Below are 22806 nucleotides of genomic sequence, written 5' to 3'. Positions count from 1 at the left end.
CAATCACTGTGCACAGGCGTCCGCGGAACATAGTGCAAGCCATCCTGCCGAAATGCGAACATGCGTGCGAAATTCGGAGCAATGGATCACGATCGAGCCAATTTTGATCACGGAGGCCGCCTTGCCCTTCGCCACATGAGCTTCTTCTACGAACCAAAGCACATAACTGTGCACCATTGAAAGATGTGTTCTATTTTTGAACGCCGGCCATACCTGGATTTCGTTTTCGCTGTTCTTGCTTTTCACTCATCTAAGCCAAGAAATATACAGCATTTTATGACTTACATTGACTTGTTTGCCTCAAAGGACGACTCTGGTCTCGTCGTCAGGCATTGGATCGGCCGCTGACGCTGGAGAGATTAGTTGAGCTCCCGCCCAAAGGCAGCAGCCATGTCATTTCAGATTTTAACATCGGTTTCTAAAGACGCATATACCAAGGTGAACTGGCACGTAATGTCGACAGCCTATAAACAGGTTATGTTCATGATCGAGACATCGGATGATGACAATCATAACGCTGGCCGATTGGCACGTGAAATAATGCGGCTGTTCAACAATGGTAACCGTGACGTCAACTTGATCGCCTCGCTGGCCGCGGACCGGGAGCGCAGCATGGGTTTTTGGCGCAGAGATGCGCAAACAAACGGTGCACACGCGCTCGGGTGTAAGGCGTTAGCCCGGTGACCAATGATTATATCCGGATGCAATTGCCGTGGCTCCGAAGACTCTTCCTTCGCGCGCCATTATCCGGACATGGCGCGCATCCCGGTCGTTCCAATCCCGAGAGCAACCACTTGCAAATCGATCGTATGACCACAGCCATCGGGGGGATGGCAGCGCAAAACCATCAGGGGCTTTTTGCAAGCACGGAGTGGAGGGCAGAGCGGAGTTTGCTGTGGGCAATGATAGATCAGGTGCCCGATTATCTGTTTGCGAAAGATCTGGATCATCGCTTTACTATTGTAAACCAGGCGGTGGCGCGAATCCACGGCTACGACCACTCGGAGGAGTTGATTGGCAAAACCGATTTTGATCTGCACGCGCCCGATGTTGCGACTAGGTTTTTCGAAGTTGAGCAGGCGATAATCCAGTCCGGCAGCCCGATGATCGACATGGAGGAAGAGGTCGTCGATGCTGTAACCGGAGCCAAAAAGTGGCTCTCGACCTCCAAAATCGCCCTGCTCAATGACAAGAACGAAACCATAGGACTTGTCGGGATATCGCGCGACATAAGCGTTCGCAGACAGGCGGATCGTCTTCGCGATGAGCAAAGCCTTGTACTCGAAATGATTGCAATGAATTCACCTCTGAGGGATGTGCTAGACAAAATAGTGCGTCTAATCGAAGAGCAGCTGCCGGGAGTGTTTGCCTCGATCCTTCTTGTTGACGGCGCTGGAAAGCACCTCTGGCACGGTGCCGCGCCGAGCCTTCCGATGGTCTATATCCGCGCTATTGATGGCATGGCGATTGGCCCGAACATGGGTTCTTGCGGTACCGCAGCTTATAGGCGGGAGAGCGTAATAGTTGCCGATATCGCGAGTGATCCACTTTGGACCAACTTCAGGGACCTGGCACAACTCCACAGCCTGCGCTCCTGCTGGTCGACGCCAATTTTGTCGCATCAGGGCGACGTCCTCGGTACCTTTGCCCTGTATTCAGGCGAGGTGAGGGAACCCGAGTCTTTTGAAAGGCGGCTCACTGAAAGGGTAGGAAGGATTGCCGCCATCGCGATTGAGCGCAAGCAAAACGAAGATGAGATATTTTTCCTTGCCAATCATGACGCTCTGACGGGCTTGCCAAATCGAACACTGCTAAAGGATCGTTTGACCCAGGCCATCTTGCACACGCAACTTCACAATCATAATCCATGGGTATCGGTGGTCTTTGTGGATCTCGACAATTTCAAGACTGTCAATGACAGGCTGGGCCATACGGCAGGAGACGAGCTTCTCAAAATTGTCGCAGGTCGTATGGTGGGCTGTGTGAGGCCGATCGATGCCGTTGTTCGGCTTGGCGGCGATGAATTTGTTATACTGCTGGTGGATATACCCGCAAGCACGGATGCGATCTCTATAATCCTGCACAAGCTCAGGGCAGTCATTACTGACCCGATTGCTCTCGACGGCCACGAGTTCCACATCACTTGCAGCATGGGCGTTGCTACTTTTCCACATGATGGCAACAATGCAGAAACGTTGCTGATGAACGCCGATGCGGCAATGTACCAGGCCAAGAATAGTGGGCGTGACAGCTTCCAGTTTTTTACCGAGGAGATGAATTCCAAAGCGCACGAACGCTTTGCAATGCAGGATGCAATACGCTCGGGCATCGAACGGTCGGAGTTCTACTTGGACTACCAACCTCAAGTCGATCTGCGCTCGGAGCGCATTTTTGCGGTAGAAGCTTTGGTTCGCTGGAGGCATCCCGTTCTGGGAGTATTGTCCCCCATTCATTTTATATCACTCGCTGAGGAAACAGGTCTTATTGTTCCGCTTGGGGACTGGGTCCTCAACGAGGCCTGCCGGCAAAACAAGGCCTGGCAGGATGCAGGCCTTCCGCACCTCAGCGTCAGTGTTAATGTTTCGGCGCTCCAGTTTCAGGAAAAGGACTGGCCGCAGCGGGTGAGGCGGATATTGAAAGAAAGCGGTCTTGAAGCCGAGTATCTGGAACTGGAAGTGACCGAGAGCTTGTTGATGCGCAATGTTGATCAGGCAATCGCAACCATGAAAGAACTGCAAGAGTTGGGTGTTCATTTCGCCATTGATGATTTTGGCACGGGCTATTCCAGCCTGAGCACTCTGAAATGTCTGCCCGTAACGCGCCTCAAGATCGATCAATCGTTCGTGCGCAACCTTGCACATGACGAGGATGATCGAAGCATCATATCTGCTGTTATATCTCTCGGACAGCGCTTGAACATGATGGTAATTGCAGAGGGTGTCGAGACGGAAGGGCAACTCGCGTTCCTGCGTGCCAAGGGGTGCGACGAGGCCCAGGGATACCATTTCAGCAAACCTGTCGACCCCGGCGCGATGGCTAATTTGCTTCTGCTTCAGATATGACAACCCGAATAAATGTGTGCAGTCAAACCCTCATGCATAAAAGGCAGCTTCGTTTGCGGCTATGGTTGAGGTGTATTCGTCATCTTATCTTGGGGCAACCGCAACTTCCATGTGCCATTCTACAAGGTTCGGCAGCGGCGGTCGCATGGGCCAACCCTCTTCAACGATTCCTGTTTCGCTGCCTAGCTGTAGGTCTGATTCATCAAGACCGCTATCGTCGCAGTTGTCTTGTCCGCTTCGGCCAGTGGTTGGTTGGCGTTTTGTCCCTTGACCGTATCACGCCGGCACGCCGGACGAGTGCCTGGCCATTTTGAAGGCTCGCGTCACGCAGCACTATTACCTGCCTTTGGTTGACGGCGTGAAAGTCGAAGCACCTGTTTCCCTGCAAGCTTCGACGCTCTCCGGTGCGCCGCAACTTCGGTGTTTCGGCTGCTAAGCGTTCGACCGGGGCAAGGGCTCACCACGGAACGCAAATATCGTGACGCCTGTTAAGCGCAGACGGCAACCGCCTGGGTCTGCGTCGTGAGACGGGTGACAAGCAGCGCCTTGGTGAAGCCTAACCATGCGCGTGAGTGGCCTCTAGTGAGTGCCCTAGTAGTCGCCATCCTTCGCGCCCTCGGCATCCGGCTTTTTGCATCTTCCGAGCGTATGCTGACCTGTCCTTCACGTCATTCCCTACATTGGTATCATCCCGATCATTGGCGACCTTGTAACGGGCAAGGTGGCGACGGAAGCGGCCAAGCTGCAACCGCAGCTCAGGTCGGATATGTCGAACTATTCGAAAAGACCGCTCTTCAGGCACGGCTTGCCGAGGAGAGGCGGTCGCGCCTTCGGGCATGACGAAGCACAGAAACGCGCCGCAGCAGCGGCGCGGGCAAACGGGATTGCAAATGAAAAGCTCCAGAAAGCAATTGATAAAGATACCGGTGCGGGGCTGTTTGGGGTGCTGATGATCTTGACCGGTTGTCAAACCACTGAAGAGAAGCAAAACCGCTAGCGAGTGACCGCTGCCGCCCAGGCCATCGGGATCACTCGAGCAGCGCCAATCCGGCCGCTACTGCCCCCCGAGTGTCGAGAGCATGTGGGGCGCGTCATTCCCAAACTTGGCGAGAAGCCTCGCTGGACACTGAAACATTCGGCCCGCACGGATTGCAAGTTCGGTACGGCTTCGGCAGCGCATTGTAACAGTTACGTACTTCTTTGCATCGTCGTTACCTGCCATCGGTTGAACAAGCCTTAGACGCAGCAGTCGCCTGGTGAGATCTCGGGGGAATTATATGATGGTGTTGCGCTTGGGCTTTCTGTCCGCTTGGGTAAACAAGCAGCCAATTCTTACCACGGCCAAGACGGCATTGGTGCACATTTGGCCGCCACCCCTGCTGTTTTTGAAATTTGACGGACCCGCGCCGCCAGCCGACGCGTACTTATGAACAATCATCATAACTCATCCGATGACAAAGGAGTCGGCAAATGTTGACGAAACGAGATCTACTTCTCTCCGCCGCAGCGATAGTCGCCGGCGCCGCGATTGCGAAGCCAAGCCTGCTAATGGCCCAGAGTTATCCGAGCATTGTCGAGGCCAAGGATATTGCCGAAGAAGGCTTCATCTATGGCCTGCCGATCGTGATGAACTATGCCATCATGTACGAGTACGCGGTCGATCGCAATTCGGGGCAGTTCAAAGCGCCGTTCAATCAGCTCAAGAACGAGCCCAACGTCTATACTTACAAGGACACAGCGATCGTCACGCCGAACAGCGACACACCCTATTCCTTCGTGTGGATGGATTTGCGGGCGGAGCCGGTGGTGCTCTCGGTTCCGGCGATGGACCCGAAGCGCTACTATTCGGTCATGCTGTGCGACGGCAATACCTACAATTACGGCTATATCGGCACCCGCGCCACAGGGAGCGAGGCAGGCGACTACATGGTAGTTGGGCCCGACTGGAGGGGCGACACCCCGGCGGGCGTCAAACAGGTGTTTCGATCGAGCACACAGTTCTCCCTTGCGGGCTATCGCACCCAACTTTTCGGCCCGGATGATCTCGACAACGTCAAGAAGGTGCAGGCTGGCTACAAGGTTCATATGCTCTCGGCCTATCTCAAGCAGACGCCGCCGCCGGCCGCGCCAACCATCGACTTTCCCAAGATCGACAAGGAACTCGTGAAGACCAACTTCTTCGACTATCTCGACTTCGCGCTGCAGTTTGCGCCGGCGCAGGATAATGAGCAGGAGATACGCGCCAAGCTGGCACGCATCGGCGTCGGGCCGGGCAAGACCGTCAACTTCAAGGACCTACCACTGGAGCATAAGCTGGAGCTTGGCCTCGGCATGAAGGAGGGCCAGCGGAAGGTCGACGAGGCCGTCGCCAATACCGGCAAGACGATCAATGGCTGGCAGGTTAGCGGTCTTCCGGGCGACAGCGCCCACTACAATGGCGACTGGATAAAGCGTGCCGTCGCCGCTCAGGCGGGCATTTATGGCAATGACCCGGCGGAAGCGACCTATCCGTTCACGCGCGTTGACAGCGACGGCAAGACACTAGACGGCAGCAAGCACAATTACACGATCACCTTCCCCGCAGGGCAGCACCCGCCGGTGAACTCCTTCTGGTCGGTGACAATGTATGACGGCAAGAGCCAGCTTTTGATCGAGAACCCGATCAATCGCTATCTCATCAACTCGCCGATGTTGCCGAGCATGAAGAAAAACGAGGATGGCTCTGTCACCCTTTATATCCAGAAGGACAGCCCCGGTGCGGACAAGGAGGCAAATTGGCTGCCTGCGCCGAATGACACGATCTATCTCGTCATGCGCTTGTACTGGCCGAAGACGGAAGCGCCTTCGATCCTGCCGGCCGGCGAAGGCACCTGGCAGCCACCGGCAGTCATGATGCAGTAGTTTTTCTCGACCATGCTGACGCATGTGGCTGTATGAGATCGGACTTGCCATTGAGGAACGGCTAACTGTAACCGGTTAGAGAGCCCTGCGCCGCGGCTTGCTCTTGTGCCATCGGAAGGACTTGACCATTGGCGCTCCAACTTCGGCTCGTCAACTTGGTTTCCAGCTTCCTTGGCTGCCTGGATGAATGCAAAGCGTGCGGATCGGGTAGAAATTTCCTTCCAAACAGGAAAGAGGGCGTGCATTACAGCGGTCAGTATCTGGCAGAGGAATGCGATAGATGTGAGCTGTGGCGGCGACGCCCTTGCTCGGTTTCCGACCCGATAGTCTGATCATTGATGACTGACAGAGAGGTATTCAACTGGATATCGGGTTTGCCACCGTCAAAGAGGCGCATGACTTCTAGCGCCAGGCGTTGCGCGTGCGGATCGGTCCGAGCTGAACGCCCCAGCATTGCAGCTGCCCTCCTACCCGAAGGACATCGCGCGCCAATCCGCTTGGCCATATACGTCTTCGGAAACGGATGTGAGTGGTTGAAAGGTCATGCTTGCACCCGCACGTTCCATCTCTCAAGCGCCAGCGGCGACCTGCGAATAGTCCGCTAATGACAGAGAGAGTCAATCACCTCGCAAACAAAATCGCGCCTGTCTGAGAACGCAAGGCTGGCTGCCAGGACGCGGGATTGTTGTGTTTATCATAGGGGAAATTGAAATTTATAGGGGATATTGAAATTTCTCCGGAAGCTTCCAAAATATTTTCGGCAGGAAGAGGCCTTTTCGGGTCGCTTTAAGGACATTAACACAAGGAGATTTTACAAACGTAGGGCCATGGAACGTAACCTTTCGATTATTGTCCCCTCGATTCCGGTGCGGCATTTCAGCCGTCCCGAGGACGTGGTCCGGGATGACGCGCTCGATGTCCAGGAAAAACGGGCCATTCTGGCCTCATGGGCTTCAGACGCCTGCGCGGTCGAATCGATGCCGGCGTTGCGTAGGTTACCTTACGCTGAAAACCCGGTTGCATTCGACGCTGTCATGGATGCACTGCGCCAGCTCGACGACCCGAGCGAAATTGACGGCAATTGCGATCGTTTACTGCACGATCAACGCCTGATAAGACTTTGATGCCTGACGGGCATTGACGAGAAATGACACATCTGCAGGTATCCGTGCGCCGATCGGGGCTGTGGACTGCAGGAATTCATCATTGCCGTTCGATTATTCGAGCCCGTGCGGCCCCCATCATCTGGCGGTAGGCTTTGTGTGCGCGAACGTGAGACGCACCCTTACGGTGGGCTTTGTCCACCATCGCCTTGTCCGGCCGCAATGGTGAGCGCTTGACGACCATCGCTATTCATTGAGGTGGGATAGCAGGTTCGCCCTCTATTTCCTCAGCCTCAAGAAGATCGATAAGAGCCGCGACGCGGCTTCCGGGTAACGCTCGACGAGGTGTGGGTGACAGGCGGGCCTTGGAAGAGCACCGTGTTCGCGCGATGGGGAGGGCCAGCGCGGCACTCCTCGATGGCCGTGGTCGGTATGACAACCGCGGCCTGCACGTCTTCACCCTGATGTGGGGCAAGGTCCGCGCGCTCGAGGAGTACTTCGAATCCCAGGCCGCGGACTGGGCCCTTGCGGTCCAAGCGGAATCCGGTGTCGCCGAAGCCGCGGCCGAACCGATCGCAGGCTAGTGTAGCCGACAGAGCCACCACGGCGCCGCTGCAGCTCGCTTGAGCGCAAGCAGCATCGATCACGCCAGTTTCAATTTCACAATAGACAGGAGCGCCACCATGGCCGCCATAAAACCATTGAAACCTCTGGACGAGAAATTCCGTTTGACCGCCAACTCGGTATCGCGGCCGCGCCTCTCGTGCTCATCAACCTCTTCTCGGTCGTCGATCCCGCCGTCGAAGCGGGCTTCCTGGACGCTTTCAGGGCGGCTGCCGAGATCATAACGAAGCAACCGGGCTTCATTTCCATGCAACTACATCGAGCGATCGGCGATAGTACCTGAACTATGTGGTGTGGGAATCCACCGAGGCGGTCCGCGCCGCCTTCACTGATCCCGAGTTCCTCGGGAAACTTCCAGCATATCCTTCATCCGTCGTGGCCAGCCCGCACCTGTTCCAGAAGGTCGCCGTCCCCGGCTTCTGCACGGCCTGACTCCGGCAATATGGCGAGGCGCGATGGCGGTATCTTCGCCCAGCAGGCGATGCTGGTTTGAGAGCACAGATTGGAGGATGAGCATGGTCGTCGAACCGGACACCGCGGGTGTGCGCTTTCCTCCGCCCTTCGTCTATCTGGGAGCGCTGTTGTTGGGGCTGGCGTCGGAGCGGTTCGTTACCCTGCGCTCTTTCGGCATCGACTGGCGGTTTCTGGTCGCGACGGGCGCGCTTCTATTCGTTGCCGGGGCGTTGATGATGCTCGCGGCGGCTTGGCACCAACGTTCCGCAGTCGCAGCCAACGACCCTCATCGCAACGACCGGTCCTTACCGGTGGACCCGCAATCCCATGTATCTCGGCATGGCACTTATCTATGCCGGCCTTGCGATCGGCTTCGACGGGCCGATCGCCTTCGACCTTGCTCCGTTGGTGCTGATCGCGATCCAGACGCAGGTGATCGCCCGCGAGGAGCGCTATCTCGAAGCGAAGTTCGGAGACGACTACCGCCGCTACAAGGCCAAGGTTCGCCGCTGGCTCTGACTATTCCGCCGCTGGCGCCTGCGGGGCCTTCTGATAAACCAGCACCGGCTTCCTTGCCGCGAGCTATCATATTCTGAAGGTTGCGGGCCGGTGTCAAGGAACGCGAGCCCATTCTCCTTCGAGGGGGCGTCTTTGGCCGGTCAGCCGTCTCGAAGTGGCTGTTGAGCAAAACGATTCCTAAGCTCAGGCCGGTCCGTAAACGGTCCCAAAAAAAAGACCCAAAGGCTATTCAAACTCCCGGCAACTCCCGGGAAGAAGTTCAGCAAGTGAGGGCGCGACATTGCACCTTGAACCGCGCTGTCGCGCCCTCGGAGGGAGTGGTCTTGAGGTGTCCAGTCTATACTGCCGGGAGTGTCCAGTTGGCACTGCCAGCGGTATCCAGTTCACCTACAAACGGAGAGGGATGGCGCTTGGATGACGCTGCCGCGGCGGGTCGCGTTGTGGCGCGCGCTGTGCTATGGCTGCGCAAGGGAGGCATAGAGCGTTCATCGTGTGCCGCGGCTTCATGCCTCGGCGATGTTCCTGCGAGAGGGCCGCCTTCCGCGCCCGATCACGCAGCTTGGTTGACGTTGCTCACTTGCGGACATAATCGGGAAATTGATCGCTGATAAGATCGATGATGGATAGCGTTCCAGATAAATGTCTGCGCATGGCGCTCTCAGCGGCTTCCGGGCGTCCCGATTGTATCGCACTGACAATCTCTTGGTGATCCTTAAGGACATTTTGCATCTTGCCGGGCATAGGCAGATTGAGGCGGCGCAATCGGTCAAGATGCACGCTTTGCCGACGGACAGTGGACCAGAGATTGAGGATGCCCGCACGCGCATAAATCTTGCGGTGAAAGTCCTTGTCGAGCGTATCGAACAGATCGTATGTCTGCGGGGTGGCCACTTGCCGTTGTCTTGCGAGGATTTCCTCGAGTCCTGCTGCGATTTGGACCGGGCACTCGGCTGTCAGGCGACGAACAGCTTCGAGTTCAATCGAGAGCCGGAGGAATTGCGCCTGCCTTGCGTGATCAATATCGATCCTTGCCACGACAGTCGCGTATTGGGGAAAGACTTCGACGATGCCTTCTTCTTCCAGGCGCATGAGCGCATCCCGGACCGGGGTCTGACTAACGCCGAATTCCAATTGAAGCGAAGCCCTGGAAAGAATTGTTCCCGGCACAAGTTCAACAGAGAGAATGCGGTCCCTCAATATCTCGTGAATCTGATGGGCGACCTGCCGTGTCCGGTCCAGAACGCTGTTTTTCACCCTGCCACTCATGATTGCTGCTCTCTCGTTGTCTGTCTCCATTGTAGTACCACAATTATTTAGTTGATGCACTGATGCATTAGTGCTTTAATGAAGTAAGCGATGTCGGAGGATCGTCGCCTCGTGCAAACGACACGCAAAACGATCGGGAGGAAAATATGCGATTGATTAAAGGCGCTATCGCCGCATTTGCTATTATTGTAGGTTTAGGCTCGTCCGGCCATGCCCAAGAGAAGACCGATATCTCCATCACCCGCCAGCCAGGCATCCTTTACCTGGCCAGCCATGTTATGGAAACGCAAAAGCTCATTGAGAAGCACGCGGCAGAAGATGGCCTGAAAGGTGTCACCGTTAACTGGCGGACCTTCAGCGGCGGTGGTGCGCAGACGGATGCGCTCCTCTCGGGGAATGTTGACATCGTCAACACCGGGACGGGCAACTTGCTTTTGCTGTGGGACAGAACACGCGGCAAGGTAAAAGGGATTATCACCAGTTCGGCGCAGCCAGTCATCATGGTGTCGCGTGACCCCAAGATCAAATCATTGAAAGCCATCGGTCCGAGCGACAAGATTGCTGTGCCAACGGTTGGCGTTTCGACGCAGGCGATCCTGTTGCAAATGGCAGCGGGTCAGATGTTTGGAGACAGCGATCTGAAGCATTTCGATGTCAACACGGTGCAGCTCGGACATCCCGATGCGATGGCGGCGCTGGCGAACAAGAGCCACGAGGTGGCGAGTCACTTCTCCGCACCGCCTTTCCAGTATCTGGAGATCGATGCCGGCAACCACATCGTGGTCAATTCCAAGGACATCATTGGCGGTCCTTTAACACAAGCGACGTTCTTCACCACAACGGCTTTTGCCGAAGCAAATCCTGTCATCATCAAGGCCGTGCGCGAAGCCACGGTCGAGGCAATCGACATGATCAAGAAGAACCCGCGCGACGCATTGAGCGCCTACAAGCAGGTTTCCGGTGACAAAACCGATCTCAATACCCTGGTCAAGATACTCGCACAGCCGGACATGATGGAGTTTCGCACCGATCCTCAGGGAACGATGAAGTTTGCAACGCATCTGCACAAGATCGGAACACTCAAGACGATGCCTGTGGCATGGACAGACTATTATCTGCCGGAATCCGCCGATCTAAAGGGCAACTAGCTGTCGGCAACGAGCTAACGACCTGGCAGCGATGCCGGGTCTTCCGACTATCCTATGGAGGCCCATATGTTACAGGCCATACAGCAAAAAATAGATCCAACAGCAGGTCTTCCCGATGTGAAAGCGGCAAGTGAGGCCAAGTCGCTTCTCACCGTGGACAAGGTGACGCTTCGCTACAAGACCCCGAATCTGCTGATAACGGCGACGGAAGACGTCAGTTTTTCTGTCGAACGATCCGACCGTTTTGTTCTTCTCGGACCGTCCGGTTGCGGCAAGTCCACGCTGTTGAAAGCCGTCGGCGGATACATGGCCCCGGTGAGTGGATCAATTCATATCAACGGACGTCCAGTCAAAAGGCCTGGCGCTGATCGCATGATGGTATTTCAGGAGTTCGACCAGCTTTTGCCTTGGAAGACGGTACTGGAAAACGTCATGTTTCCGTTGATCGTTGCGCGCAAACTACCGCGCAGGGAGGCGGAGGCTCGGGCCAAGGAGTATATCGATAAGGTCAAGCTCACACGCGCCACGGACAGTTATCCGCACACGCTTTCGGGTGGCATGAAGCAACGCGTGGCGATCGCCCGCGGCATGGCCATGCAGCCCGATATTTTGCTGATGGATGAGCCGTTTGCGGCGCTCGACGCTTTGACCCGGCGTCAGATGCAGGACGAACTGCTGCAGCTTTGGGAAGACACCAGGTTTACGGTCATTTTCGTTACACATTCGATTGCTGAAGCCATCAAGGTCTCAAACCGCATTCTGCTGTTGTCGCCTCATCCAGGGCGCGTGAAGGCTGAAGTGATCGACGTTGATCGCGCCCGTCAGGACGATGGCAGCGCCGCCGCGCTCGAACGCGATATCCACAATCTGCTCTTTTCCGAGTCCGGCCACAGGGAGTGACGACAATGACAAGTCCGCAGATCATTCTTGCAGCCGATGTTACGACAAACAGGCAGCATACCAATGTAGCCGAGGTCGAACAGAGGCTTGGTTCCCTCGAACTCATTTGGGGTATCAGCGCTGTGCGCAAGACGGTGCTGATTGTTGTTCTGGCCATCATTTGGCAGGTCTATGCAAGCTATCTAGACAATCCCCTGCTTTTTCCGACGCTTAGCGACACACTGACCACCCTTTATGATCGTTTTGCCGACGGCACATTGCCGTCGCGCATCTGGACGACGCTTCAGGTGCTAATCACGGGGTATGTGGCCGGGACTGTGCTAGCAGCCATTTTGACAATCCTTGCCATCAACACACGGATCGGCACCGATTTTTTGGAAACAATGACGGCGATGTTCAATCCGCTACCCGCCATCTCATTGCTGCCACTTGCTTTGATCTGGTTCGGGCTCGGCGCTTCCAGCCTTGTCTTCGTGCTTATCCATTCGGTGCTTTGGGCGGTGGCGCTCAATACCCATGCGGGCTTTCTGGGCGTGTCGCGAACGCTACGCATGGTCGGAGGCAATTATGGATTGACCGGTTTATCCTATGTGATGCGGATCCTCGTTCCCGCTGCGTTCCCGTCGATCTTGACCGGCCTGAAAATCGGCTGGGCGTTCGCCTGGCGTACGTTGATTGCCGCCGAACTCGTATTCGGTGTTTCTTCGGGGCAAGGCGGGCTCGGCTGGTTCATCTTTGAGAACCGCAACCTTCTGGACATTCCCGCAGTCTTTGCCGGCCTTCTCACCGTGATCATCATCGGCCTTATTGTTGAAAACCTCGTGTTCCAGACGATCGAACGCCACACCATTCAAAAATGGGGAATGAAGGAATGAGCAGTTTGAGGCTTCCTTCTCCGTCGCATTTTCCAATTGAGCAATGGCTATGAAAAAAACTCCAGAAACATTAAGAAGCGCCCGCTGGTTCGCTCCGGACGACCTGCGCAGTTCTGGTCATCGCTCCAGAACAATGCAGATGGGATACGCACCGGAAGAATGGACAGGAAAGCCTGTCATTGCCATTCTGAATACCTGGTCGGATGCCAACCCTTGCCATGCACACTTTAAGCACCGCGTCGAGGACGTGAAGCGCGGTGTGTTTCAGGCCGGCGGATTTCCACTCGAATTGCCGGCGCTTTCATTGTCGGAAAGCTATGTCAAGCCAACGACGATGCTCTATCGCAATATGCTGGCGATGGAAGTCGAGGAGCTGTTGCGCTCCCACCCCGTCGATGGCGCTGTGTTGATGGGTGGATGTGACAAGACCACACCGGGCTTGGTGATGGGCGCTGTGAGCGCCGGCCTGCCGATGATCTATCTGCCGGCCGGCCCCATGCTGCGCGGCAACTACCGCGGAAAAGCTCTGGGTTCCGGTTCAGACGCCTGGAAATTCTGGGATGAACGGCGCGCGGGCAATCTGTCGACAGATGAGTGGGTCGAGGCGGAAGCCGGAATCGCACGCTCCTACGGCCATTGCATGACCATGGGCACGGCAAGCACCATGACGGCGATCGCGGAAGCCTTGGGCCTGACGTTGCCGGGCGCAAGTTCGATTCCCGCCGCCGACTCCAATCATATCCGGATGTCGTCTGCCGTGGGGCGTCGGATTATCGACATGGTCTGGGAGGACCTCGTGCCGGGCAAGATCTTGACCGATGCATCCGTAGGCAATGCTGTGGCCGTCGCCATGGCTACCGGATGCTCGACCAATGCCATTGTCCATCTCGTCGCCATGGCGCGCCGGGCTGGCGTCGCCCTGACAATGGACGATCTGGATCGTGCGGGCCGCACGACCCCGGTTCTAGCGAATATACGGCCAACTGGCGATACCTATCTGATGGAAGATTTCTACTACGCCGGCGGCCTGCGCGCGCTCATGGCAAAACTCTCATCAAGGCTCGACCTTTCGGTCCTCACAGTCTCAGGTCAAACGCTCAGAGAAACGCTGGAGGGGGTCAAATGTTTCAATGACGACGTTATCCGCTCCCTCGACAATCCTGTCTTTCAGGAAGGGTCGCTTGCTGTCGTTAAAGGCAACCTTGCGCCAACAGGCGCAGTTATGAAACCAGCGGCATGCGATCCGAGACTGCATCAACACCAAGGCCCGGCATTGGTCTTCGACAGCTACCCGGAGATGAAGGCGGCGATCGACGACGAAAATCTTGACGTCACGCCCGATCATGTCCTGGTGCTGCGCGGGGCCGGGCCTCAGGGCGGCCCGGGCATGCCCGAATGGGGCATGTTGCCGATGCCGAAGGTCCTGCTCAAGAGGGGATATCGCGACATGCTGCGTCTGTCCGATGCTCGCATGAGCGGTACCAGCTATGGAGCCTGCGTTCTGCACGTCTCGCCGGAATCGCATGTCGGCGGCCCGTTGGCTCTTCTGAAAACGGGCGACATCGTGCGGCTCGACCTGAAGGCGCGCCGGATCGACATGCTGGTCGAGGACAGTGAGATCGAACGCAGGCGTTCCCAATGGCAAAAGCCCGCGGACAAGGCCGGTCGCGGCTATGGCTGGATGTTCGCCAAACACGTGCGCCAGGCCGACACCGGCGCGGATTTCGACTTTCTCGAAACACGCTTTGGACCATCTGCTCCTGAACCAGATATCTACTGACATCCGAGGACAACGAATGACAAACTATGATCTAAGCGAAGGAACGCGCAAAAAGCTGATGGGCGTTGCCACACCGACGATTGCGACGGCGCTGTTCAAGCGTGGGTTGCGCAACCAGTTCATCCAAGATGTGCGACCGCTGTCGGCGAAGCAGATTAATATGGTCGGGCAAGCCTTTACGCTGCGCTACATACCGGCCCGCGAAGACCTTAACACGATCGAGGTCTTCAAGGACCCCCATCATCCGCAGCGCGCCGCGGTAGAGCAATGTCCGGAGGGAGCCGTCCTGGTGATGGATAGCCGCAAGGATGCTCGGGCAGCGTCGGCCGGCTCCATATTGATATCAAGGCTACAGGTGCGGGGCGTGGCAGGTGTGGTTACTGACGGAGGCTTCCGCGACAGTCCTGAGATTGCCAATTTATCCATTCACGCCTACCACAATCGTCCTTCGGCTCCAACCAACCTGACCCATCACCAAGCATACGATATCAACGTCCCGATCGGCTGTGGCGATGTCGCTGTATTTCCGGGCGATGTACTTGTCGGGGACAATGAAGGTGTCATCGTCATTCCTGCCCATCTCGCCGACGAGATCGCCGCCGAAACGGTCGAGATGACGGCCTATGAAGATTTTGTCACAGAGCAAGTCATGAACGGTGCGACGATCATCGGGCTTTACCCGGCCACCAGCGAACAACCCAAGGCCGATTTCGCCGCTTGGCGGCAGAAGCACGGACGATAGGAATCCTGAAGTTCGGATTTCGGTTCTGATGGAGTCGTCTTCTCTATTCGGCGTGGGAGGTAAAACACTTTCTGACTATCCGCTCCTCTGGTGTTTGCCGTCGGGCGACAATCCCAACCCTACGGACCATCGGTTGGGGTGTCATCTGTGCTAAATGACTAGCAACCATTAGTACTTCTGTTTGACGCGTGCGGACGGTAATTCGCATTATTGGAGGCGCTCTCATTAACAGCGGCGGCATTAAAATCATCGGAGAGAGTTTGTGCCGTCGCAATGCCCCCGCCAAGCATAACTGCCATTATCCCTATAAGCCTCCGCATCTCGAATCCCCCATCGATCAGCCAGCTGAGCTAAGGGAACATACCAGATACTCGGACAGGTTGAAATGCTAGCGGGCACAATCTTTGCTAGAGCCGTCAAGAGCCGAGTTAGAGAGAATCGCGTGCCGCGCCGGATTAGTCGGTCATCTGGGAAAAAGCCCAAAACGCGGACAAAGGCAACGCGAAGAGCTTTGGGCCAAAGCTCAGGGGGCGGTCCCCAAGGTAGATCACGATCCCGACAACATTCCACATTTTTCCTGGCCCTTCATCGCGGAACCATTTCAGGTGCCGAAAATCGTTCGAATCAACAGTAGCTCCTGCTTTCATCTCAAAACCTACGAGCGTCCTATCCGCTTCCGCGACAATGTCGATCTCGGGTCCCCGCTGATGACGCCAGTGGTAAAGTTGCCAATCGCTTTTTTGGTATGGAAGCGACTTCTGCAACTCATTGTGCACAAATGCCTCAAGAATAACTCCAAGCGCGGTTGGGTTGGCATCGATAGCGAAGCTGGCCGATGTCAAGTTTCTCAATGCGGCGACTATCCCTGTGTCGACAATGTGGATCTTTGGATGGCGGATGTCGCGACCGACCTCGCCAGATGTCAAAGCAGGAAGCCTTACTAGGAGTGCCAGTTTGGTCAATACGTCCAAATATGTATCCATTGTCTTGCGCTGGATGCCAATCTTCCCGCTGAGGTCCTGGACATTGAGTTCGTTGGCAATTCGTGCGGCGAGTTGATCGATCAACCGACGCATCGCGTCAGATCTTCTGATTTCGAGGATATCAGCAACATCCCGTTCGACAATCGTATCCACGTAGTCTCGGTAACGGCGTCTGCGTTGGCGGTCCCCTAAGCTGCGAATCTCAGGATATCCCCCTGCCAGCATTAAATCGACATATGTGCTCCTTGAGACTTTATCCGGCATCGGCAAATCGGCCAGCGTTGGTCCCTCGGCCCGATTGGCCCAATCCAGAATTCGCGCAGGCCCTTTCTGACTTATTTCGGCGATGCTCATCGGGAGCATCGTCAAGGTCTGTACTCGACCAGCGAGGGAGTCCGCGACATTCGCGGATGTAAACACGTTAGAAGACCCAGTCAGGATGAATTGCCCCATTCTGCGCCGTTCGTCGACGATCTTCTTGATGGCAAGCGCTAGGCGTTTTGATCGTTGCGCCTCATCTATAATGAGAGGTGCTTCACCCGCTTCGGATACAAGCGCATCAATCTGCCCAACGGGATCAGCTTCCATCGCTGCTAGCACGTTCTCTTCATCCAACGTGACGAATTTTCCAACATCCAGCAAATCTCTAACAAGCGTCGTCTTCCCGACTTGGCGGGGACCGATAATGTTCACAACTCGCGCCGAGCGAAGGGCCTCGATAAGTTCCGCTTTTAGATGGCGCGGGAGCAGGGAGTCATCCATTTGTTTTCCAGTCGCGTCTTAGCCGGGGGCGGTGAAACTGATAACATAAACTTGGGGAGATGTATAATAGAAAGATGGGGAGATGTATATTACGCCGCGGGTGAAATGAGTAATAAGTGTGCAAGAAGATGAGTAATACAAGCCTTGAGTATACGCTGAACGGCGTGTACCAGAGAGCAGGCTCCAGTTGTGATGCGCGTTGATCGCATTTGCCACAACTGCAATTTCGACTGTTTCATTGGCTGCCGAATTCACCAAGGGTGAGGTAAAGAAATTGATCTCAAGCAGAAGAACCTTACCATCAACCATGAGGCACTCAAAAGTTTGGACATGCCAGCAATGACGATGGTGGTTCGTTGTCAGCGACAATGCTCTGCTTGCCCAGGCAAAACCAAAGCGACCGAATTTCGCCGAGAAGGTCAACGGCAAGCTCACGGTAATTCAGTTAAACAATTCCCGGCAACCGATTTTTATCAGCGGCTCCGAAGAAATGCTGACTCTAGTCACCGTCAATTGGAAGACGCCAGCGGCCGTACATAGCCGCTGGTGTTATTTTTTGGAAAGACCGAAGCTACTATGCCCTTCTTGATCTCGATTTTGAACCGAAACATCACGGGGAGGTGTTCCGCGCTACAAGCCCGATCTAAGGGCGGGTGTGTCCAGCGGACAGACACTCGAAAACGCCCTTCTTCACAATCTAACCCGCAGGCCCGGTATAACCAATCGCATTCGGGCCCCCATTCATCTCTCGAAGCTGGTTATGTACTGCTGCGGACGCAGCAGGTGGCCGGGCACTTTATAGCCCATGGACCGGGCAATGTCGCCCACATAGGCATTGCAGTTATACGTCGTCGCTTGCCAGAAGTGCGAACTGGCCCTCAGTTTGCGTATGTAGGCAACGACTTTATTGTATTCGGCTTCGCTCAACATGCCCCGCCAGCTCGCCGACCTGTACCTGGCGTCCAGATCACCGTCGCTCCCCGGTCTCAGCAGGCAAGAGGGCCGTTTCACGCGAATGGTTTCGGCCTCGCGGATCTGGAAAGCGTGCGCTCCGATCTGATGCAGCTGCGCGATCGGCTTATGAAACTTCGTAACAGCGCCAGCAGGGCATCAATGATCGCGACTCGCCGTCCAGCTTCAGTTGCAGTTCTGGTGCTGGCTGTCGCGCAGCACTTAAATGGGTTCTTCCTCAATTTGCGTGGTGATGAGAACTGTTGTGTGGCAGGATGCATGCTCTGAGTAGTTGGGACTGCTCTGCCATACGTGGCACGTTTGAGTCTTTAGTCGGTTGATCTGACCTTTTGCCTGGCCGTTGCTCCATGGTACCTGCTGGCGCCGACGCTGCCGATCGCTGCCGCTACCATGAGGCGCGCATCGCCAGTCATGAAGCACCTCACTAGTTCCCGGCCGGCCCAGCCAATTATTTCGGAGGGTGAGACCATGATCCGTTAGCAACCCGTCGGTTTGACCGCCTCGCCTCGAATCCAGTTTCCGGCTCGTTCTATCTGCCGAGAACCCGTGCGCATGATCTGAACTGTATGAAGGTGTGGCTCTTTACGCTATTAGCCCGCGCAGATAGAACGTTCCACAGTCGGGGTACTCTGGCTTGGAGGCGGGGTGTTCCGTAGCCAGTTCGCTTCCTTCAACATGTCGTGTTACCATATAGCGGCCGCTCGAAAGGCCTTGTTCTAATGTGCACATGAGGCATAAGTTTCGGTCCGAACCGACGAAAAAGCATGGAACAAGCATTGACCAAACGAGCCGGCAGCGCTGATCTTCCACTTCATCATGGACGGGTCCCGAGGTGGCTCGGAGATCGCATGACCAGACTCGGTGCGATCATGTGCGAGGCGATAATTCAACACTACGGCCGCGACGAACTTCTGCGCCGGCTATCCCATCCATTCTGGTTTCAATCATTCGGTGCAGTAATGGGAATGGACTGGCACTCTTCGGGCATCACCACCAGCGTCATCGGAGCATTGAAACGCGGGCTAACGCCAATGTCGCGGGAAGTAGGCATTCATGTTTGCGGTGGCCGGGGCGCCCACTCCAGGAAAACCCCTGCAGAATTGGCAGCAATAGGCGATCGTGTGGGCTTCGATGGAGCCGCACTTGGGCAAATCAGCAGGCTGGTTGCCAAGGTAGACAGTGCCGCGGTACAGGATGGCTTTGACCTTTATCTACATGGGTTCATCGTAACTGATGACGGCAAGTGGGTCGTAATCCAGCAAGGGATGAATGGCGACAGCCGTCAGGCGCGCCGTTATCATTGGCTATCTGAAGGACTGAGCAGTTTCGTAGATTCTCCCCATGCGGCAATTGAAGGCCATGGACAAGGAGAGATTATAAATCTGGCGGACCGTCGCGCTGCGGCATCCCGCAGCCGCCAGGTGGACCTCCTCAAGACGATCGACCCGGCGGGAATAGTCCGTGAACTTGTGACGCTCGAACCAAACCCAACTGGGAATGCTGAAATTGAGCAGACTGATCAATTGATGCTGCCGCATCTGGTTATGCCCGCACACCACGATGTGCGCGAAAGCGATATCGTGATGCGACGGTTGCACGGAAATCTGGCTGCGGCGGCGGATGCTGCTCCGGGCGATTTTGAAGCCCTTCTGCTTGTCCCAGGCGTCGGCGCGAGAACAGTCAAGGCGCTTGCGATGGTGGCAGAGGTCATCCACGGTACTCCTTGCCGTTTTTCCGATCCGGCGCGCTTTTCTCTCGCCCACGGCGGCAAGGACCGCCATCCGTTTCCGGTTCCCTTGAAAGTCTATGACGAGACGATCAGGGTTTTGAAGTCGGCGGTTCAGAAGGGAAAGCTTGGCCGGCAGGAAGAGCTTCACGCCCTTGAACGGCTGGACAATCAATCCCGGAAACTAGAGCAGTACGCAACCGGACCAGGCTTGAAGGAGATCGCGGCCGGCGAATTTAATCAATCTCCCGGGTGGGGCGGCCGAAGTGTTTTTGGATGGGAAGCGGCGGAAGCTTCGTCAAGCAGATCCGAAGATTAAAGCTTGAAGCGCTCGAGGTGGGCACACTTTCTCTGTGGGAGGCAGCGATGCAATTGCAGGATGCGCGGGTAACTCGCGAAATGCCGGATATTGAAGCATATCGCGTGGATTTTGTCGGGAGGGCAGCGAAGCCATTTCCGTAACGCTGAAAGATCAGACCAGCTCGGCCGCCTTCACAAGTGATGGCTTATCATGAAGGCGAAAGCGATGATGGTCCAAGTCGCCGCCATGCTTGATGACGTGCCTGCCCAATTCATAAACGCCGCTGGCGCTCACGAGCCTGCCCATGCGGCGGCAGAACCGCGGCTCTATCGCTCTCTCACACTCGAGCCATCGGTTCGGGGGTTCGACAGGCGGTAAAGACGGGGCAATTGGCCATTAGATCTCAAAGAAGGTCCTGGTGTTCAAATCAATATCGGCGTTACGGAGGGCCTTGGCAACCAAGAGAATGCGCACGCCGTTCCGGACTTCATCCTTGTTCCGGCTCCTTGACCGCCTTTTCGCGCAGATCACCCTCATCGATCCCGCGAAGGCGCCTCTTGCGCCTTCTCACATTCGAGCCATCAAAGGCGACAATGAATGCGCACGTTCCGCTTTTGGCGCCTGCCCTAGACGAGCTCTCAAGCCGATACTAACGCCTATTCCGCGGCGATCTGCAGGGGATTTCGGTTGGGGTCGTAATCGCGAAGGAAGCGATCGAGAGCGTCGGCCAGCGTTGGCATGACCGAGTAGCTCTGGCTTGGATCCGAAACGTGCGCAGCTTGAGCGATGACTTGCCTGACAAGCTCCGTGTTAAGGGCCGCTTTTTTTGCAAGGAGCTGACCGAATGCAAACCACGACATCTCCGTAGGGTTGACCAACTGCCAGCGGCCGGACTCGCCATCGATTAATAGATCCAGGGCTTGGTTCACAACATCCGGAATATAGGATGCTTTGACTGGCTCGTTGGAGGCGAGGCCAATCGGGACACCATCCTCAAGTGTTCTCAGGATATGGGCTATCGAGCTACGGGTATCCCAAGGTCCAAAAAGCTCGCCTGTGTCGATGGTCAGCGAACGAACTCTTCCGGAATCCGACCCACATGAAAAACCGACTCTTTGAAAAGGCGCCGCAGAAGTTCCCGCTATGTCTCGATTGCTATTTCGGTCGGGTAAACCCTTAACGACATGTTGTCGAATGTTCTTTTCTGTTACATCAACGATGGCCCAAACCTTCTTGCGCAACAACGTCTGACCCAGTTGCGGCTCTGACGCTGACGGGTCATGCGGATGCATCAAAATGCAATCCAAACCTCGGAATTGCGCGATCCGAACAAATGCTTGGGCAAGTGCTCCGGACCCTCTCAGAAGTAGAATAGTGCGAGTGCCTGCGGGGGCAAGAAGCGACCGCACCAACTCAGGTCGGTAGAATCTGCGCTCGCTGTGCCACCAGCCTCTGCTGTCGAGAACAGGATGGTTGACGACTCCGTCGGAAAGTATCGCCTTGGTGGCCCGACCCAAAGCCGTCAGGCGAAGAGACGTGCCGCGAATATCGAACGCACCGGGTTCGTACAATCCGTTTCGTTGCGTCAAGAGGGTGTTCCAATCCTCCACCCCGAAAAGCGCCCATACGGTCACTGCGCAAATGTCTTTGCCTTCCGCCCGCAAAGTTTTCGCGGCCTCCCAAACCTCCGCAAGCCATCTTACCTGCTCGTCGCGAGTCGACCCGTGGTGAGCCTCCGTGATCGCAGTTCGCCGATGGTATCGGTCCCACACCTCGCGCAGACGCGCTTCTGGACCTGTTGAACCCGCCGGCAACTGAATTCGCACCGCTTCGAGGTCGCAGTATCTGTGACGACCGTTTCCGGGCATTTTCAAATTGTGGGGGCGGTGTGACCGCCGGTGTTCCAAAAAACGGTCGCTTGTCAAATAGTGGTTTATTCCGATCGTATCAGGCGGGCATGGTTCATCGAGAAAGAGAGACAATTCTTTTTCTGAAATATCATGGCTTAAAAAAATCTTATGCCAGGGATGGGATCTATCCACGCGCCCCAGCAACAAATCGAATGTGAGCCACCTTCTTTCATTGTCGTAGTCGGCCTGATACTGCAAAAGCGGCGTGCTGAAAGTTTTGCCAAGGTCTTCCGTTTGAATAAGTTTGGCGTGTGGAATGATCGCCCGTATTGCCCGCATCGCGAGAACGATGCCTCGGCATTGATTGATCATCGCCCGGCAAAAGTCTCTTTCCGACCGATGATGGGGATACCAATGTCCATAAAGGCAGCTGAATCGCGCGGTCGTCATAGGCTCATTAATGGGAGTGTAGCGAGTGATCCAGGGGTAACGACCAGCCACGTTCTTGGCGTGCTGAGCAAGCAGTATAGGAAATTGCGGATGGAGCAGATTGGTATAGTGGGGCCCACTGCCGTGATGCAGAAGTCCAGCAATCGGCTCGATACCTAGCTGCTGCATTTTTAGTAGACGTTCGTCGTGCCAGCGGAAATCGACCTCTTCCGGATTTTCTGGAGAAATGCTTTCCCACAGCACAGGATAGCGCAATGTCCGGATCCCTAGATCGGCGACCGCATCGATATCGCTCAATCGGGATGAGTGACCCGTGTCTATGCTCTGATCGCGCCATCGGTCGCGCACGCGCACTATGCTGCATTCCACGCCACCCCAAAGCTTAGGCA

16 protein-coding genes and 4 pseudogenes are annotated in these 22806 nt (G+C 55.8%); 16 read left to right on the top strand and 4 right to left on the bottom strand.

Translation table 11 applies throughout. The features are described from left to right. Positions 1-390: 390 nt before the first annotated feature. From J2X72_RS21190 to J2X72_RS21155, 8 genes and pseudogenes are all read left to right on the top strand, one after another. Complete coding sequence (locus J2X72_RS21190; protein ID WP_310075184.1) at positions 391-684, top strand: hypothetical protein; 294 nt, start codon at positions 391-393, stop codon at positions 682-684. Between the two features lie 125 nt (positions 685-809). Further along, on the top strand, positions 810-3062 hold the full coding sequence (locus J2X72_RS21185; protein ID WP_310075181.1) for an EAL domain-containing protein: 2253 nt from the start codon (positions 810-812) through the stop codon (positions 3060-3062). Positions 3063-3828: 766 nt separating this feature from the next. After that, a complete protein-coding gene (locus J2X72_RS21180) occupies positions 3829-4059 on the top strand; it encodes a hypothetical protein (RefSeq protein ID WP_310075178.1) in 231 nt (76 codons plus the stop codon). 473 nt (positions 4060-4532) lie between these two features. Then, on the top strand, positions 4533-5963 hold the full coding sequence (locus J2X72_RS21175; protein WP_310075175.1) for a DUF1254 domain-containing protein: 1431 nt from the start codon (positions 4533-4535) through the stop codon (positions 5961-5963). Positions 5964-6790: 827 nt separating this feature from the next. Then, the gene (locus J2X72_RS21170; RefSeq protein ID WP_210003854.1) at positions 6791-7087 is read left to right on the top strand and encodes a hypothetical protein; all 297 of its coding nucleotides are present in this window, start codon (positions 6791-6793) and stop codon (positions 7085-7087) included. Positions 7088-7431: 344 nt separating this feature from the next. After that, the gene (locus J2X72_RS21165; RefSeq protein ID WP_310075172.1) at positions 7432-7650 is read left to right on the top strand and encodes a hypothetical protein; all 219 of its coding nucleotides are present in this window, start codon (positions 7432-7434) and stop codon (positions 7648-7650) included. A 99-nt stretch (positions 7651-7749) separates the two neighbouring features. Further along, positions 7750-8122: pseudogene (locus J2X72_RS21160) on the top strand (antibiotic biosynthesis monooxygenase family protein). A gap of 83 nt (positions 8123-8205) precedes the next feature. Further along, positions 8206-8662, top strand: a pseudogene (locus tag J2X72_RS21155) (methyltransferase family protein). A 573-nt stretch (positions 8663-9235) separates the two neighbouring features. On the opposite strand, the gene J2X72_RS21150 reads toward J2X72_RS21155, so the two are convergent. Beyond that, positions 9236-9958 carry a GntR family transcriptional regulator gene (locus J2X72_RS21150; protein ID WP_310075169.1) on the bottom strand — a complete coding sequence of 241 codons (723 nt, stop codon included), beginning with the start codon at positions 9956-9958 and terminating at the stop codon, positions 9236-9238. A gap of 116 nt (positions 9959-10074) precedes the next feature. On the opposite strand from J2X72_RS21150, the gene J2X72_RS21145 reads away from it, so the two are divergent. The 5 genes from J2X72_RS21145 to J2X72_RS21125 all read left to right on the top strand — a co-directional run bounded on the left by J2X72_RS21145 (position 10075) and on the right by J2X72_RS21125 (position 15373). Further along, positions 10075-11076, top strand: a complete 1002-nt coding sequence (locus J2X72_RS21145; protein WP_310075166.1) for an ABC transporter substrate-binding protein — start codon at positions 10075-10077, stop codon at positions 11074-11076. 66 nt (positions 11077-11142) lie between these two features. Next, the gene (locus J2X72_RS21140) at positions 11143-11976 is read left to right on the top strand and encodes an ABC transporter ATP-binding protein (protein WP_310075163.1); all 834 of its coding nucleotides are present in this window, start codon (positions 11143-11145) and stop codon (positions 11974-11976) included. A 5-nt stretch (positions 11977-11981) separates the two neighbouring features. Next, positions 11982-12851: an ABC transporter permease gene (locus tag J2X72_RS21135; RefSeq protein WP_210003850.1), complete on the top strand. Its 870-nt coding sequence runs from the start codon at positions 11982-11984 to the stop codon at positions 12849-12851. A 43-nt stretch (positions 12852-12894) separates the two neighbouring features. Then, positions 12895-14631: an L-arabinonate dehydratase gene (gene araD, locus J2X72_RS21130; protein WP_310075160.1), complete on the top strand. Its 1737-nt coding sequence runs from the start codon at positions 12895-12897 to the stop codon at positions 14629-14631. A gap of 16 nt (positions 14632-14647) precedes the next feature. After that, positions 14648-15373, top strand: a complete 726-nt coding sequence (locus J2X72_RS21125; RefSeq protein WP_310075157.1) for a ribonuclease activity regulator RraA — start codon at positions 14648-14650, stop codon at positions 15371-15373. A 455-nt stretch (positions 15374-15828) separates the two neighbouring features. Here J2X72_RS21125 and J2X72_RS21120 read toward each other — a convergent pair whose 3' ends face one another. Further along, positions 15829-17118 (bottom strand): ATP-binding protein, encoded by a 1290-nt coding sequence (locus J2X72_RS21120; RefSeq protein ID WP_210003847.1) that lies wholly within the window; start codon positions 17116-17118, stop codon positions 15829-15831. 199 nt (positions 17119-17317) lie between these two features. Here J2X72_RS21120 and J2X72_RS21115 point away from each other — a divergent pair. Continuing rightward, positions 17318-17566 (top strand): annotated as a pseudogene (locus J2X72_RS21115) (copper-binding protein); the annotation flags it as partial. Between the two features lie 249 nt (positions 17567-17815). Here J2X72_RS21115 and J2X72_RS21110 read toward each other — a convergent pair. Continuing rightward, a pseudogene (locus tag J2X72_RS21110) lies at positions 17816-18115 on the bottom strand (hypothetical protein); the annotation flags it as partial. Positions 18116-18866: 751 nt separating this feature from the next. Here J2X72_RS21110 and J2X72_RS21105 point away from each other — a divergent pair. Both J2X72_RS21105 and J2X72_RS21100 read left to right on the top strand, forming a co-directional pair. Then, complete coding sequence (locus J2X72_RS21105) at positions 18867-20135, top strand: DUF763 domain-containing protein (RefSeq protein WP_310075239.1); 1269 nt, start codon at positions 18867-18869, stop codon at positions 20133-20135. A 207-nt stretch (positions 20136-20342) separates the two neighbouring features. Beyond that, the gene (locus tag J2X72_RS21100; RefSeq protein ID WP_210003846.1) at positions 20343-20495 is read left to right on the top strand and encodes a hypothetical protein; all 153 of its coding nucleotides are present in this window, start codon (positions 20343-20345) and stop codon (positions 20493-20495) included. A gap of 278 nt (positions 20496-20773) precedes the next feature. Here the strand turns inward: J2X72_RS21100 and J2X72_RS21095 are convergent, their stop codons facing one another. After that, positions 20774-22714, bottom strand: a complete 1941-nt coding sequence (locus J2X72_RS21095) for a dTDP-4-dehydrorhamnose reductase (RefSeq protein ID WP_210003845.1) — start codon at positions 22712-22714, stop codon at positions 20774-20776. Positions 22715-22806 lie beyond the last annotated feature (92 nt).

It is taken from the genome of Phyllobacterium sp. 1468, from assembly GCF_031455525.1.
Lineage (GTDB): Bacteria > Pseudomonadota > Alphaproteobacteria > Rhizobiales > Rhizobiaceae > Phyllobacterium.
This window is presented reverse-complemented; position numbering and strand designations above follow the sequence as displayed.